Raw genomic sequence first — 14,025 nt, 5'->3', positions numbered from 1 at the left:
GGAAATCTAAACCTATGAAGTTTTATTTTTGTGTCAAATGAAGAAATTATGAATGATATTCAAAATCAGGGTGACTTGTATTTACTGGTCGATGAGTTTTACAAAAAACTTTTATCCGATGACACTATCAGTTATATTTTTACCGATGTAGTTAAAATAAAACTCGAAGAACACTTACCCATTTTGGTTACGTTTTGGTCTCAAGCCATTTTGGGAACCGGTGGTTATACCAATAATTTGACGCAAATTCATTTAGATGTCAATGCCAAAGAATACCTGTCACCTGAGCTGTTTAAAATTTGGTTAAATCATTTTTACAACACTGTGGATGAAAATTTTAAAGGGCCAAAAGCAGAGCAGATTAAAACGCAGGCCTTAAGTATTGGCACGATTATGCAGATTAAAATAAAAAACGAGAGGAGTTAACCTCTCGTTTTTATTTTATTTCTTAACGATTCTTTTAACAACAGTACCCGAATCACCGTTCATTTTAAGCACATATACTCCGGCTTGTAAAAACCGAACATCAATTTCATTGGAGTTAAAAACACCTTTTTTAACAATTTGTCCTAGATGATTATACATCTCATAATTAATCAAATAATCTGAATGAAGTACTTGTAAAAAATCATGTGTCGGATTAGGATAAACTTCTATGTTTTGAAGCAAACTCTCTACAGTACTCAAAGTGGCATCTACTACACAAATATTAAAACTTGAGGTAGTTATCGGGGTCGAATACTCGTTTACCACCCGCACATAATACTCGTTACCTACAGTATAATTTGTATATGTATAAGTTTCACCTGATCCGTTGCCATTTACATTTCTACAATAGACTAATGTCCCGTTACATCCTCCTTCGTACACCTGATAACCATTACTAACATCGACAACAGTTGACAAAGTAACGGTCATACTTGTATTAGTTGCTGTAAATTTATACCAAACATCTTGTGAAGGATTGGGCGAACACGAAAATATAGAACCTACACCATCCAAGGTTGAACCGCTTAATGCTACTGTATTGGTGGCACAAGTTGTGCTGGGTTGGAGAGTGATAGCGTTCACACAATTATCATTAGCCGGTGGTGGATAACTCTGTACACAAATAGAGAAGGTGTTGATAGATGTTGCTATAAAAGCATTAAAAACCCGAATAAAATAGGTGGTGCCAATTTCAAAGTTATTATACAATAGGCTTTCACCGGAACCGGTTGTATTGTTAGCATTTCTACAAAGGAATGTCGATCCGCTGCAACTACCGGTCAAGACTTCAAATCCGTTACTAATTCCAGAAGTTCCGAATAAAACTATCCCCATTGTTTTCTCTGTTGCCACAAAACTATACCAAACATCCTGAGAAGCATCTGGTCCACAACTAGGAGCAGCAGTGCTAATTGTAGAACCAGAAAATGTTCCCTCAACAGAATTACATGAAGAGGATGGATTCAAAGCAACAGCATTCGAACAATTATCGTTAGCCGGCGGAGGATAGCTTTGCAAACAAATAGAGAATGTATTTGAAGAGGCAGCTATAAATGCATTAAAAACGCGGATATAATAAGTGGTTCCTATTTCAAAGTTATTGTACAATAAATTTTCTCCAGAACCTGTAGTATTATTGACATTTCTGCAAATAATTACCGACCCGTCACAACTTCCGGTTCTAACTTCAAATCCGTTACTAATTCCTGCTGTTCCAAATAAAACTATCCCCATCATTTTCTCAGTAGCCACAAAACTATACCAAACATCCTGTGAGGCATCAGTGGCACAACTTGGCTTCGGTGTTGAAATTGTAGCGCCGTTAAATGTCCCTTCAACAGTTATACAAGAAGAACCAGGTGTTAAAACCGTAGCGTTGGCACACAAATCATTTTGAGAATAAACTAGCGTTGCACTAAAAAAGGCAACTAAGAGAAAGTAAATTTTTTTCATTTGCTTTTTTTTTACAAAAATATAATAATCCATTTATTTGCAAAAACGGTCATAATATAAATATTGTTAAAAAAACTTGGTAAAAAATAAACGAATTCGCAAAAATTATCAATTAACAAACAAAAGTGTTTAATATTATTTTTAAATCAATAATTTAGTGGAACTATTACCATTACACATGAACATTAAAATAACCGGTTCCGGAAGTTATATCCCGACCGAAATAGTTACCAATAAGGATTTTACCAAACATGTCTTCCTTAATGATGATGGAACACCTTTTCCACTTCCAAACGAAGTCATCACTGAAAAATTTTACGACATCACCGGCATCGAAGAACGCCGCTATGTTACGGATGATTTACAAACCTCTGACATTGCCACCATTGCCGCCAAAAGAGCTATTGAAGATGCCGACATTGATCCGGAAACTTTAGATTACATCATCTTTGCGCACAACTTCGGGAACGTAAAAAAAGGCGCCATTCAAACTGATTTACTGCCGAGTTTGGCTACCAGAGTCAAATTTGATTTGCGCATCAAAAACCCGAAATGTGTCGCCTACGACATGCTTTTCGGTTGTCCGGGTTGGGTGGAAGGCGTAATCCAAGCCCAAGCGTTTATCAAAGCCGGCATGGCTAAAAAATGTTTAGTCATCGGAGCCGAAACCTTATCAAGAGTGGTTGACATGCACGACCGAGACAGCATGATTTATTCTGATGGCGCCGGTGCAACAATTATTGAAGCTACAGAGGATGATGGCGGGATTTTAGCCCATGCTTCGGCCACATTTACTTATGACGAAGCCTATTATTTGTTCTTCGGAAATTCCTTCAACAAAGAACACGATCCCGATGTGCGTTATATCAAAATGCACGGTCGAAAAATTTATGAATTTGCTTTAAGTCAGGTGCCCAAAGCCATGAAGGAATGTGTAGAAGCCAGCGGCATCGACATCGGTAACATCAAAAAAGTACTGATTCACCAAGCCAATGAAAAAATGGATGAAGCCATTATTCAACGATTCTACAAACTGTTCGGACAAACCGCACCCGAGGGCATCATGCCTATGAGTATTCATAAACTGGGAAATTCGAGTGTGGCGACTGTACCAACATTATACGATTTATTGGTCAAAGGCAATCTCGATAATCATTCCATTCTAAAAGGTGACGTGATTCTTTTTGCTTCGGTTGGCGCAGGTATGAATGTGAATGCGATTGTATACAGAATGTAAAAAAGTTGGAAGTTGGAAGTTGGAAGTTGGGAGAAAAAAGTAAATTTGTAATCCAATTTCCTAATCATGTACGAGAAGACCTATCCAAGCAAACGCTTTAACATTACCCTTCAGTTTTTAAAAAAACATATTTCCACTTCTGAAACTATTTTAGATTTAGGGGTGCCAAATCCGTTTTCCAAAATCATGGAAGACAATGGTTATACTGTTATCAATACCAAAGGTGAAGATGTTGACAAAGACCAAATAGCGCTGCAAACTGATAACTACCAAGTGTTTACTGCCTTTGAAATTTTCGAACATCTACTCAATCCATATACCGTTTTGGAAAATGTAAAAGCGGATAAAGTTTTAATTTCGATTCCGCTTCGTTTATGGTTTTCTCCGGCTTATCGCAGTAAAACAGATATGTGGGACAGACATTACCACGAATTTGAAGATTGGCAACTCGATTGGCTTTTGGAAAAAACCGGTTGGAAAATTGTTGACCGAGTGAAGTTCACACATCCTGTTAAGAAATTAGGTTTCCGACCTTTATTGAGATATTTCACGCCAAGATATTACATGGTTTACGCAGTGAGAAAATGATTAGTAATTAGTGATTGGTAATTAGTCAAATGAAATACTACATAGTCATTCCGGCACATAATGAAGAAGCTTTTATGGCTTTGACTTTACAATCGTTAATAGAGCAAACTGTCTTACCAACAAAAGCGGTGATAGTAAATGACAATTCTACCGATAAAACGACTGAAATTGTTTTGGCTTTCGCCGAAAAGCATCCTTGGATTTCTTTGGTCAATAAAACTTCCGATGCGATTCATTTACCGGGAAGTAAAGTCATCCAGGCTTTTCAAAAGGGTTTGGAAACTTTAGACAACAATTACGATATCATCGTAAAAGCCGATGCCGATTTGATTTTTCCATCGAATTATTTTGAAACGATTATCCGGCATTTTCAATCCGATAAAAAAATCGGAATGGTTGGTGGGTTTTGTTATATCGAGAAAAACGGCGAATGGATTTTGGAAAACCTAACCGACAAAGACCATATTCGCGGTGCGTTGAAAGCGTATCGAAAAGAAACTTTCCAACAAATCGGTGGTTTAAAACCCGAAATGGGTTGGGATACTGTGGATGAATTGCTTTGTAAATTCTACCAATGGAAAGTGGTTACCGATGAAACTTTAAAAGTCAAGCATCTCAAACCCACCGGGGCCAATTACAATAAAACGGCGCGTTACAAACAAGGAGAAGCTTTTTATTCATTGGGTTACGGATTTTTTATCACTTCAATTGCTTCTTTAAAATTGGCGATGCGAAAAGGAAAACCATTATTGTTCCTGGATTATATCAAAGGTTTCTGGAAAGCCAAATCGACTAGGAAACCGTTATTGGTTACGAAAGAACAAGCACGTTTCATCCGAAATTACCGTTGGAAGAAAATGAAGGAGAAATTGTTTTAACCTTTTTAATGTACCTATCAAGTAAAATATAGTATTTTTACTGCTTACTATAAACTGAACACTGAATACTAAAAAATGATGCTCGTTCGCTATTTATCGCAAATAGGAAAATATTTCTTGATGTTGAAAGAAGTTTTCCGAAATCCCACAAAATGGTCGGCCATGCGGCAGTTAATTTTTAAAGAGATAGATGATTTAATCATTGATTCGCTCGGGATTGTTTGCTTTATTTCGTTCTTTGTTGGTGGCGTAGTTTCTATTCAAACCGCTTTGAACCTGACCAATCCTTTGATTCCGAAATACCTTATCGGGTTTGCGACGAGACAATCGGTAATTTTAGAATTTGCGCCTACTTTTATCTCAATCATCATGGCCGGAAAAATGGGTTCGTTTATCACCTCAAGTATTGGAACGATGCGCGTTACCGAACAGATTGATGCCTTGGAAGTGATGGGAGTCAATTCGCTTAACTATTTGGTTTTTCCCAAAATTATTGCTTTACTACTTTACCCATTTGTCATTGGAATTTCGATGTTTTTGGGTGTTTTAGGCGGTTGGATTGCTTCGGTTTATGGCGGATTTGCTTCGAGTAACGAGTTTATCACCGGAATCCAACAAGAGTTTATTCCGTTTCACATTGCTTATGCTTTTATCAAAACCTTTGTCTTTGCGATGTTATTGGCCACGATTCCTTCGTTTCACGGTTATTACATGAAAGGCGGTGCTTTGGAAGTAGGTAAAGCCAGTACGGTTTCATTTGTGTGGACCTCGGTGACCATTATTTTGGCCAATTATATATTAACGCAATTACTATTGACCTGATGATAGAAGTAAAAGGTATAGAAAAGTCATTTGGCGACAGCAAAGTATTAAAAGGGATTTCGACCGTTTTTGATACCGGAAAAACCAATTTGATTATCGGTCAAAGTGGTTCAGGGAAGACCGTATTGCTCAAGAGTTTGTTAGGCATTCATTCACCCGATAAAGGCACTATTTCTTTTGACGGCAGAATTTATTCGGATTTGACTCCGGATGAAAAACGAACCTTACGTACTGAAATCGGGATGGTGTTTCAAGGCAGTGCGCTTTTTGACAGCATGACGGTAGAAGAAAACGTAGGCTTTCCATTGAAAATGTTTACCAATAAATCGGCCGCTGAGATTAAGGAGCGCGTAGATTTTGTAATCAATCGTGTGAACCTTATCAATGCCAATCATAAAAAGCCTTCTGAAATTTCGGGCGGTATGCAAAAACGGGTGGCGATTGCGCGTGCAATTGTGAACAATCCCAAGTATCTTTTTTGTGACGAACCCAACTCAGGCCTCGACCCGAAAACCGCTATTGTAATTGACAATTTGATTCACGAAATTACTTTAGAATATAACATTACTACCGTAATCAATACCCATGACATGAACTCGGTGATGGAAATAGGAGATAAAATTATCTTTTTAAAAGAGGGCGTTTTGGCTTGGGAAGGCACTAAAAAAGAAATCTTTAAAACCGATAATGAAGCCATAACCGATTTTGTGTATTCCTCCAATCTGTTCAAAAAAATCAGAAAAGCGCAGAACAAAGAAGATTTATAAGCTATCGGTTGGCACTAAGAAATACCCAGCCGACTTTATTTTCTCCCGTTCTAAGATTTAAGATGTAATAATAGGTCGAATCGGGCAATCTTTCGCCTTTCATGTTTTGACCGTGCCACTCATCGATGTAATTATTTTTCTCATATACTTTTCTGCCCCAACGGTTGTAAATTTCAATTCGGTCAACTTCAAAACCGGCCAAATCAAAACTGTCGTTACTAAAATCATTATTAGGTGTAATCACATTAGGTATATAACAAATGGTTCTTACCACTTCTATAGCTTGCGATGCGGTACAACCATTTTCATCGGTTATGGTTAAATTGTAAAGCCCTTCTTCACCACCGGTAATCAAAATAGGATTTTGTGAGGCTGTAAAATTGTTAGGTCCTGTCCAGGCATAAGTTGCCATTGAAGCGTCAAATGAATTGGCAACCGGTGTAGCAGTAACTACATATTCGTTTTCGATGCAATTCTGGCTCAACGCTAATTGTGGCAAAGCATTAACCAAAACCTCAACGCCGGATGTTCCCGACGGACAGCCATTCTGACTAGCAAAAACCGTATACATTCCGTTGTTTGCTGCCGAAAGATTGGAGATTATAGGATTTTGTTCATTAGCGGTAAATCCATTCGGACCTGTCCATTGGTAGGTTACATTGGGAATGGGAGTGGCATAGAGTTGTAAACTTCCGCTTTCGCAAATAATACTATCGGCACCGGCAACCGGAATATCCGGGATTTCATAAAGGGTAATATTGATAAAGGCTTCGTCAAATAAACTACAGCTTCCGTCAACATGGTACCTGAATTCGTAACTGCCGTAAGGAACACTAACGGTATTCCAAAAATTATTGCTGAGCGTTCCGCTGGAAGTCATTTCATCCCAAGTTCCACCTTCATCATAAGTCCCTTGTGCTTGAAGCAACGCAAACAAATCGATGGTTCCTTGTCGGCCACAATAGGTAAAAGAAGCACTATTTCCGGCATTCGGTGGAATATTGGTCACCAAAACCTCATAACTCAATACCTGATTCAAACAAGAACTCGGATTGTTGGTATAGCTAATTCGAACATGATAAATTCCGTTATTGGCCAAGGCATTAAACGGATTGAAATTCAAAGAACTGGTCGTACTAAGGATATTTGTTGTGTTGTTGTCTTTCCACCATTCATATTGAAAAAAAGAAAAATCAGGCACCGAAAGCGTTAAGTTGTCTCCGTCACAGAATACTTCATTCGCCGTAATTTCAAGCGGATTGGGATTCACAATCTCAAAGGCGCTGTTTAAGAAATTCCCGCAAGCATCTTGCACTTGAAAATTATAGATGGCCGGTTCTAAACCGGTAAAAATGTTGGAGTTTCCATTTTCAATCAAAAAAGGCTGTCCGTTTTTAAGGGTAATTCTGTACTGCAAAGGATTGAAGCCAACGGCCAGCACAATCACTTCAAAAGTATTTCCGCAAGAAATAGAGTAAACATCATCAATGCGAGGCAAACCATTATAGTCAAATTCATAGATAGTTTTAAAACAATTGGTTTGAATGATACTGTTACTTATATAGCTTCTGAAAACTTTCAAAATTCGGAAATGCCCTTGGTAAGCTAAATTATAATTGATTGTATTATTAATCAGGGGAAAAGAGTTACTGTTATCGGGTATTGAGCCTTCTGTGTAATCATTTCCGTTTGAGGGATGTTCCCAATTGTTGGTTATGGTGTTGAGTTTCTGTAACCAATAGGCTGTAACTCCGCTATTATTACTCGTGTTATTTAAATTGAGGTCGAAGGAACCACAATTGGGAATTACAGCAACATCAGTAATATCTTGATGCCCCAAAATAGTAAAAGCGGTATTGGTAGTTACATTACAAGAATTCGTAGATTGAATCACGTAATCTCCGGCCGGAAGTGAATCTAAGACCAAATTCGTATCATTTAAAATAAGATTACCCATTAAATCCTGAGGTAAAGCAACCCCATAGGTTGCCGGAGCCGTAATCATCGCAATGGCATCAAATTGTCCGGTTAATCTAATAGCACCCGTTCCATCTTCACATCCTTCGGAAATAATCAGGTCCGGAGGAAGAGATAAAGGTTCTATTTCTATTTCCAACGTATGCGGTGCGTTGCATATATCGAGTACCTCAAAGACATAAAGTCCGACAGGTAAATTTACAAAGGTGATGTAATCCGCAGAATTAATTAAACTCGTATAATCATGTGGCAAAGCCACCGCATAAGTCGACGGCGCAGCAACCATGATGATTTCAGAAATACCGTAAATTGATACCGAGCCTGCAGTACAGTTCACTCCAAAAATGGAAATAAACGGCGGAGCAATTTCAACAATTACTATTTCTATGGTAAACACTTGCGGATTACCACAAACATCTATGGTATTAAAGACGTAAGTTCCGGCAACTAAATACAAAATGGTAACCGAATTATTCACAATTTGGCCAGTGTAATTTTGCGGTAAAGTAGTCGTAAAAGCGGCAGGCGCTGACACCAAAGTAACGGCTGAGACATTAAAAAAACTGACTTGCTTGTAAATACATCCTTGGGGTAACACAGTATAAGTAGCTGCAATGGATAAATTATCGACTACACCGTTGTGTGTATAAACCGTTCCACAACCATCCGTTACGGTGATACTGTAGTTATAGGGTTGGTTAGTATAAAAAGGAATTTCCTGGAAACTGGTAATTCCTCCGTTTACGGTTTGATTATAAGTAATTGATCCACCGGTAGCCGGAAAAACAGTAGTGGTTACCTGAAGCGGAAACTTCACCACACCAAAAGGCGTCGGAAATACTGATTCAAAACCAAAACCAACATTAACGGTGGTACAACTTGCGAGTATCGGTTGAAAAAAGCTAACCTCTAATGCCGGATCAGAAGCTTGTACAGTAAAGGTTTGCACTACTCCTTCACCACAACTGTCATAAACCCTAACACTATAAGTTCCTGCCGTCAAGTTATTGAAAATATTGGACGCTTGTAATGGTCTTATCATTGGTCCGGAAAAAAGTTCGTAACTCAATACGTTTGGTGTCACAGTTCCGGATAAAATAATAACTGTGATTCTTCCATCGTTACCACAAATTTCATTAGAACTGACTATCTGATAGGTCAATTCTTCTACATCATCTTCAATAACAACATCCTGCTGTTGTGTTCCGCTGTTCCCTGCCAATGTTTGTGTAGCTACTATTCGATAAGTTCCGGCGGTCAATCCTGATAAAGAACCGTCTGACTGAACAGATATCGGATTGGCTACATCCGGCAACTCATAAATGCTGTATAAAATTGTTGCCCCCGGAGTTGTATTAGATACACTGAAAGACAAAGAACCGTTTCCGGTACAAGTTTCATCAGTATGATTGACAGTAAGGGTAAAATTAGACAATTGACTAAAAGACAATTGTGTTAGGAATAAAAAGACAAAAGCAAACTTCAATTTAAGCGAATCCATTTAGTGCTATTTTTTTCTGACAAAACCAAATGGAAAGATACAACAAAAATCTAACGCCTACGTAAATTCTTAGTTTTTAACAAAGTGAAATGAGCAAATGATTATTTTCAACTATAAATCGTTAGCTTTTGCTGTGATTTTTTTGATGTCTTGTTCCTTACTTTTGGGATAAATCATCAAAACATTTTCGTTATCTACAATAATATAATCATCCAAACCATCAATCACGACCAACTTTTTAGCATCGGAACGAATGATGTTATTGGAAGCATTTTCTAAAATTACCGTAGCGTTAACCACAGCATTATTTTGCTCGTCTTTATCGAGTTTTTCGTGTAATGAACCCCAAGTTCCCAAATCATTCCAATCAAAAGTAGCCGGAAGCACATAGACATTGGACGCTTTTTCCATCACAGCATAATCGATGGAAATGTTGTCGGCTTTACTGTAATTATCGAGTATAAATTGCTTTTCACCCGAAGTATTATAGCTATTAAAACCTTGTTGAAACAAGGCATTCATTTGCGGTTGGAACTTCTCGAAAGCATCTGTAACGGATTTTACACTCCATATAAAAATCCCTCCGTTCCAAAGGAAATTACCGGCTTCTAAAAATACTTTTGCCGTTTCGTAATCAGGCTTTTCTCTAAACTGATTTACTTTTTTGATTGGACTGCTATCGCTTTTATCAAACTCAATATAACCAAAACCGGTATTGGGAAAAGTGGGTTGTATACCTAAAGTCAGTAATGCATTTTCTTTTTGGCAAAAAGTAAAACACTGTTTTAAATTATCGGCAAACGCAGTTTCGTCTTCTATCCAATGATCGCTAGGCGCGACAACCATAACGGCATTGGGATTCATTTTCTGAATCTTTAGCGAAGCATATAAAATACAAGGCGCCGTATTACGCATGGCTGGCTCCAGTAAAACTTGTTCCGGTTTCACTTTGGGCAATTGCTCTAAAACCAAACTGTTGTAACGCTCATTGGTTAAAATGAATATATTTTCAACAGGAACCAATTTTGACAAACGGCTGAAAGTTTTTTGAATCAAGGTTTCCCCAGAACCCAACATATCGTGAAATTGCTTCGGAAAATCATTAGTACTCACCGGCCAAAACCTTGAGCCTACACCACCGGCCATTATGATTGCGTAATAATTGTTGTTCATTTTTTCTAAAAGTAACTAAGTTGCTAAGGTACTAAGTTGCTGAGTTTTTTTTGTACTATCCCGGAATTATTTCCACCTCAGCATTAGCGTTGAACAAATATAGTCTTCCTGTTTTGACTTCCAAACATTCATAACGCTTCACCCTTAACCCTTTCTTTTGGAAAATTCTGCCGTTTTTGATTCGGAATAAACTGCCGCTCGGTACTTCATGTACAAAGTGAATATCGGGTTTTCTTTCATCAAATTGTTTTAAGGCAAAAGCCAATCGGGCATCGGTATCGCTACTGGCTGTGGGATTTCTGAAATGATTGGCCACCAAAGGCAAAACCGAATGCGGAAAAATCTCCGGGCGAATAAACGGCACCATCAATCGTTGAAACGTATGCTTCCATTCGTTGCCGTGAGGCTTTATCATTCGTCCAAACTTTTCATAAGCCACCAAATGCGCAATTTCGTGTACCAATGTGATTAAGAATCGGTACTTATTCAAATTGGCATTGACCGTAATCTCGTGCTTTCCTCCTATCGCCCGACGGTAATCACCGTGACGCGTTTGGCGCTCGTTCACGATTTTCAAATGCACATTGTTGCTCTTGATTAGCTCAAAGCAAGAAGGCACAGCGTGTTCGGGTAAATATTTTTGAAGGACTTCGCTCATAGTTAGTTGTCGGTTGTCGGTTGTCGGTTGATAGTTCTATGCAACAACTATTACCAAAAACCAATAACTTTTATGGAGTACTAGATGACACTTGAATCACTTTTCCGTTATGGTATTTATTGCCGGTTAAAGCAAAATTATAGATGTAATCGGCCATTTCTTTGGCAGAAATTGAGGCTTCGTAACCCGGAAATGCTTCTTGTAACATTTCGGTATTTACAGCTCCGAGTGCCAACACATTAAAAGCAATGCCTTGCTCTTTGTATTCTTCGGCTAACAATTCCGAAAGTGTAATCACTGCACCTTTACTTGAACTGTATGCGGCCAATCCGGCGAATTTCATGCTGCCTTGAATGCCGCCCATCGAACTGATGGAAACTACATGACTGCCTTTTTTCAAATAGGGCAAACAAACCCGCGTTAAATTGGCGACACCAAAAACATTCACTCGGTAAACACTTTCAAAATCTTCTTGTGACGTTTGTGAAAATGGTCGGTTGAGCAAACTTCCGGCATTGTGAATAATAATATCGACTTGTTTCCAAGCCGTAGAAAGGAATTTTTCGACTTCAATTAATTCTTCTTCTTTGCCTAAATCGACCGAAAGACAAGTGATATTCTCGTTTTCGATTAAAACTTGAGGTGTTTTTCTGGAAATGGCTAAGACTTGGTGTCCGGCTTTGGCAAATTGTAAAGCCAATTCGTAACCAATGCCACGCGAAGTTCCGGTAATAATGATGTTCTTCATGGGTTTCTTTCTTGTCGTAAATATACTAAAAGTAAGGATTTGAAATCCATTAGAAATATTTCTTCCAAAATTTAAATCCTTGCCAGATTCCAAATCCCAAAAATACTAGTGGAATAATAATTTGCATTAAATATTTGGCCAAAAAATCAACATTGGAAGCAAAATAATGCAGTGCCAAAATCAACGTAAGCATGCCGCAAAATGTTCCGACAACAGTTCCAAAGACAAAAACATATTTTCTCGAACCGGAAATTTCGATATAATTACCATTCAAAAGCCAAAGATTCCAGCCGGTCCAAAACGGAATCTGGATAAAGTTGAGGCAACTCAGCACAATTCCTAAAACAAATGGCGCGTAATTAAAACCGGTTGAAAAATCGCTTTTGGCATTGGCACTCGAGTAAAAAACATACGCCAAAAGGAACATGAATATTATCGAAAAACCTTCAATATACTTGGTCAGTTTTTTGTTTTCGGCTAATCTTTTGGCAAAAATTAAGGTGAAATAAATCACGAAGAACTCAATAATGATTACACCCAATAAATACAACATGGTTGGCGTCAAACCCAATTTTTCATAAACCTGAAAACCCACGACATTCAAATACCCCAAAGGAATCGACCCGATAAAACTCACCAAAAAACCGACTGTTATGTTTTTGAGATTTTGCATTAAAAATTCACAATTTTATTGCTTTGCTCCAAATGCAAATTATACTGTTCCATTCCCACTTTATGAGGCAAATAATCATAACCTCGTTTGTGATTGGCCACACTGATTTCGAACATATAGGTTATGTGTCGTGCCAATTCTTTCCATGCAAAAAACAGCGAATGTTTTGGGTCATAAATGTGTGTTGGTTCGCTCGCTGCACCATTTAATTCGACTATGGAGAAGTTTTTACCTTGTTCCAATTCGGCCCAAGTGTTGTACATTAAATCCATTCGCCCGAAATAAAACTCATCGATTTGCAGACACATATCGTCAATGACTTTGGTCAATTCGGGAGAAATTAAATGACTGTAATCTAAAAATTTCGCCCCTCGAGCATGATTGCCATACGGAACCAAATTGCGTTTTTCGCCTTTAGGCAAGATGTCTTTGAGTTGGTTGCCGTATTCTTTTTGTAATGCTTTTAACTGCAATTCGTAACGCGGATTGGCCTTTATCAATTCTTCAATAGTCGAACAACCATCGCCTTCCACAATAAGGAATTCTTTGGCTACAATTCCGGTAATTCTGCCGTTTTTTTCATGAGGATAACGCACATAAAAAATCCCGACTTCATTCGGAAACGGAATCAAATCTTGGATTAAGTAATCAAAATTAGCTTTGCTGTGGTAATTTTTTAAATCGTCTAGTGTATCGATTTTTTTCACGGCTGAACCGCGCAATCCAATATCAGGTTTGGCTATAAAAGGAAACTCGATTTTGGAATGGTTCAATGTATTTTCGACTTCGTCAAAAGACTGTTTTTCTTTGACCAATTTGGTTTTGGGATAAAACTGTGGCGGAATCAAATCATAGATTTCCATCTTGCTATCCATGATAAATCCTCCGTTTCGCATAGTTGGATTACAAGTATTGAAAAAGAAAATCGTCCGCGCTTTCAACGCATAATATGCCCAAAGAAAATAAATTGGGATATATACAATTTTGAACGGCCAATATTCCCAGTGGAAGAGTTTGTGGAGAAATAGTTTCAAATTAATTATGAATTACGAATTGCAAATT

The 14,025-nt window shown here is 38.0% G+C and carries 13 protein-coding genes; 6 read left to right on the top strand and 7 right to left on the bottom strand.

Annotation, left to right across the window (positions count from 1 at the left end; all coding sequences use genetic code 11):
* Nucleotides 1-48 precede the first annotated feature (48 nt).
* Nucleotides 49-426, top strand: a complete 378-nt coding sequence (locus tag P7V56_RS05145; protein WP_171222612.1) for a group III truncated hemoglobin — start codon at nucleotides 49-51, stop codon at nucleotides 424-426.
* Between the two features lie 15 nt (nucleotides 427-441).
* Here the strand turns inward: P7V56_RS05145 and P7V56_RS05140 are convergent, their stop codons facing one another.
* Nucleotides 442-1,941 (bottom strand): T9SS type A sorting domain-containing protein, encoded by a 1,500-nt coding sequence (locus P7V56_RS05140; protein WP_171222611.1) that lies wholly within the window; start codon nucleotides 1,939-1,941, stop codon nucleotides 442-444.
* A 178-nt stretch (nucleotides 1,942-2,119) separates the two neighbouring features.
* Between P7V56_RS05140 and P7V56_RS05135 the strand changes: the two genes are divergently transcribed.
* From P7V56_RS05135 to P7V56_RS05115, 5 genes are all read left to right on the top strand, one after another.
* Nucleotides 2,120-3,178: a 3-oxoacyl-ACP synthase III family protein gene (locus P7V56_RS05135; RefSeq protein ID WP_171222610.1), complete on the top strand. Its 1,059-nt coding sequence runs from the start codon at nucleotides 2,120-2,122 to the stop codon at nucleotides 3,176-3,178.
* Between the two features lie 66 nt (nucleotides 3,179-3,244).
* Nucleotides 3,245-3,766: a methyltransferase gene (locus P7V56_RS05130; protein WP_171222609.1), complete on the top strand. Its 522-nt coding sequence runs from the start codon at nucleotides 3,245-3,247 to the stop codon at nucleotides 3,764-3,766.
* Nucleotides 3,767-3,795: 29 nt separating this feature from the next.
* Nucleotides 3,796-4,644 carry a glycosyltransferase family 2 protein gene (locus tag P7V56_RS05125; RefSeq protein ID WP_171222608.1) on the top strand — a complete coding sequence of 283 codons (849 nt, stop codon included), beginning with the start codon at nucleotides 3,796-3,798 and terminating at the stop codon, nucleotides 4,642-4,644.
* A 75-nt stretch (nucleotides 4,645-4,719) separates the two neighbouring features.
* Nucleotides 4,720-5,466 (top strand): MlaE family ABC transporter permease, encoded by a 747-nt coding sequence (locus tag P7V56_RS05120; protein ID WP_171222607.1) that lies wholly within the window; start codon nucleotides 4,720-4,722, stop codon nucleotides 5,464-5,466.
* A complete protein-coding gene (locus P7V56_RS05115; protein ID WP_171222606.1) occupies nucleotides 5,466-6,233 on the top strand; it encodes an ABC transporter ATP-binding protein in 768 nt (255 codons plus the stop codon). Before P7V56_RS05120 ends, P7V56_RS05115 begins: the two co-directional genes overlap by 1 nt.
* A gap of 1 nt (nucleotide 6,234) precedes the next feature.
* On the opposite strand, the gene P7V56_RS05110 is transcribed toward P7V56_RS05115, so the two are convergent.
* The 6 genes from P7V56_RS05110 to P7V56_RS05085 form a co-directional block, all read right to left on the bottom strand.
* Nucleotides 6,235-9,711: a T9SS type B sorting domain-containing protein gene (locus P7V56_RS05110; protein ID WP_171222605.1), complete on the bottom strand. Its 3,477-nt coding sequence runs from the start codon at nucleotides 9,709-9,711 to the stop codon at nucleotides 6,235-6,237.
* Nucleotides 9,712-9,822: 111 nt separating this feature from the next.
* Nucleotides 9,823-10,884, bottom strand: coding sequence for a mannose-1-phosphate guanylyltransferase (locus tag P7V56_RS05105; RefSeq protein WP_171222604.1), 1,062 nt, complete (start codon nucleotides 10,882-10,884; stop codon nucleotides 9,823-9,825).
* A 55-nt stretch (nucleotides 10,885-10,939) separates the two neighbouring features.
* Nucleotides 10,940-11,542: a SprT-like domain-containing protein gene (locus P7V56_RS05100; protein WP_171222603.1), complete on the bottom strand. Its 603-nt coding sequence runs from the start codon at nucleotides 11,540-11,542 to the stop codon at nucleotides 10,940-10,942.
* 70 nt (nucleotides 11,543-11,612) lie between these two features.
* Complete coding sequence (locus P7V56_RS05095) at nucleotides 11,613-12,290, bottom strand: SDR family NAD(P)-dependent oxidoreductase (RefSeq protein WP_171222602.1); 678 nt, start codon at nucleotides 12,288-12,290, stop codon at nucleotides 11,613-11,615.
* Nucleotides 12,291-12,339: 49 nt separating this feature from the next.
* Nucleotides 12,340-12,963: a hypothetical protein gene (locus P7V56_RS05090; RefSeq protein ID WP_171222601.1), complete on the bottom strand. Its 624-nt coding sequence runs from the start codon at nucleotides 12,961-12,963 to the stop codon at nucleotides 12,340-12,342.
* Nucleotides 12,963-13,997 (bottom strand): ATP-grasp domain-containing protein, encoded by a 1,035-nt coding sequence (locus P7V56_RS05085; protein ID WP_171222600.1) that lies wholly within the window; start codon nucleotides 13,995-13,997, stop codon nucleotides 12,963-12,965. The genes P7V56_RS05090 and P7V56_RS05085 overlap by 1 nt, the downstream gene beginning before the upstream one ends.
* Nucleotides 13,998-14,025: the final 28 nt, after the last annotated feature.

This window comes from Flavobacterium sp. IMCC34852, assembly GCF_030643905.1.
Lineage (GTDB): Bacteria > Bacteroidota > Bacteroidia > Flavobacteriales > Flavobacteriaceae > Flavobacterium > Flavobacterium rivulicola.
This window is presented reverse-complemented; position numbering and strand designations above follow the sequence as displayed.

Coding starts and splice junctions, on each gene's coding strand:
- P7V56_RS05145 (WP_171222612.1), top strand. CDS start 49: ATGAATGATATTCAAAATCAGGGTGACTTGTATTTACTGGTCGATGAG.
- P7V56_RS05140 (WP_171222611.1), bottom strand. CDS start 1,941: ATGAAAAAAATTTACTTTCTCTTAGTTGCCTTTTTTAGTGCAACGCTA.
- P7V56_RS05135 (WP_171222610.1), top strand. CDS start 2,120: ATGAACATTAAAATAACCGGTTCCGGAAGTTATATCCCGACCGAAATA.
- P7V56_RS05130 (WP_171222609.1), top strand. CDS start 3,245: ATGTACGAGAAGACCTATCCAAGCAAACGCTTTAACATTACCCTTCAG.
- P7V56_RS05125 (WP_171222608.1), top strand. CDS start 3,796: ATGAAATACTACATAGTCATTCCGGCACATAATGAAGAAGCTTTTATG.
- P7V56_RS05120 (WP_171222607.1), top strand. CDS start 4,720: ATGATGCTCGTTCGCTATTTATCGCAAATAGGAAAATATTTCTTGATG.
- P7V56_RS05115 (WP_171222606.1), top strand. CDS start 5,466: ATGATAGAAGTAAAAGGTATAGAAAAGTCATTTGGCGACAGCAAAGTA.
- P7V56_RS05110 (WP_171222605.1), bottom strand. CDS start 9,711: ATGGATTCGCTTAAATTGAAGTTTGCTTTTGTCTTTTTATTCCTAACA.
- P7V56_RS05105 (WP_171222604.1), bottom strand. CDS start 10,884: ATGAACAACAATTATTACGCAATCATAATGGCCGGTGGTGTAGGCTCA.
- P7V56_RS05100 (WP_171222603.1), bottom strand. CDS start 11,542: ATGAGCGAAGTCCTTCAAAAATATTTACCCGAACACGCTGTGCCTTCT.
- P7V56_RS05095 (WP_171222602.1), bottom strand. CDS start 12,290: ATGAAGAACATCATTATTACCGGAACTTCGCGTGGCATTGGTTACGAA.
- P7V56_RS05090 (WP_171222601.1), bottom strand. CDS start 12,963: ATGCAAAATCTCAAAAACATAACAGTCGGTTTTTTGGTGAGTTTTATC.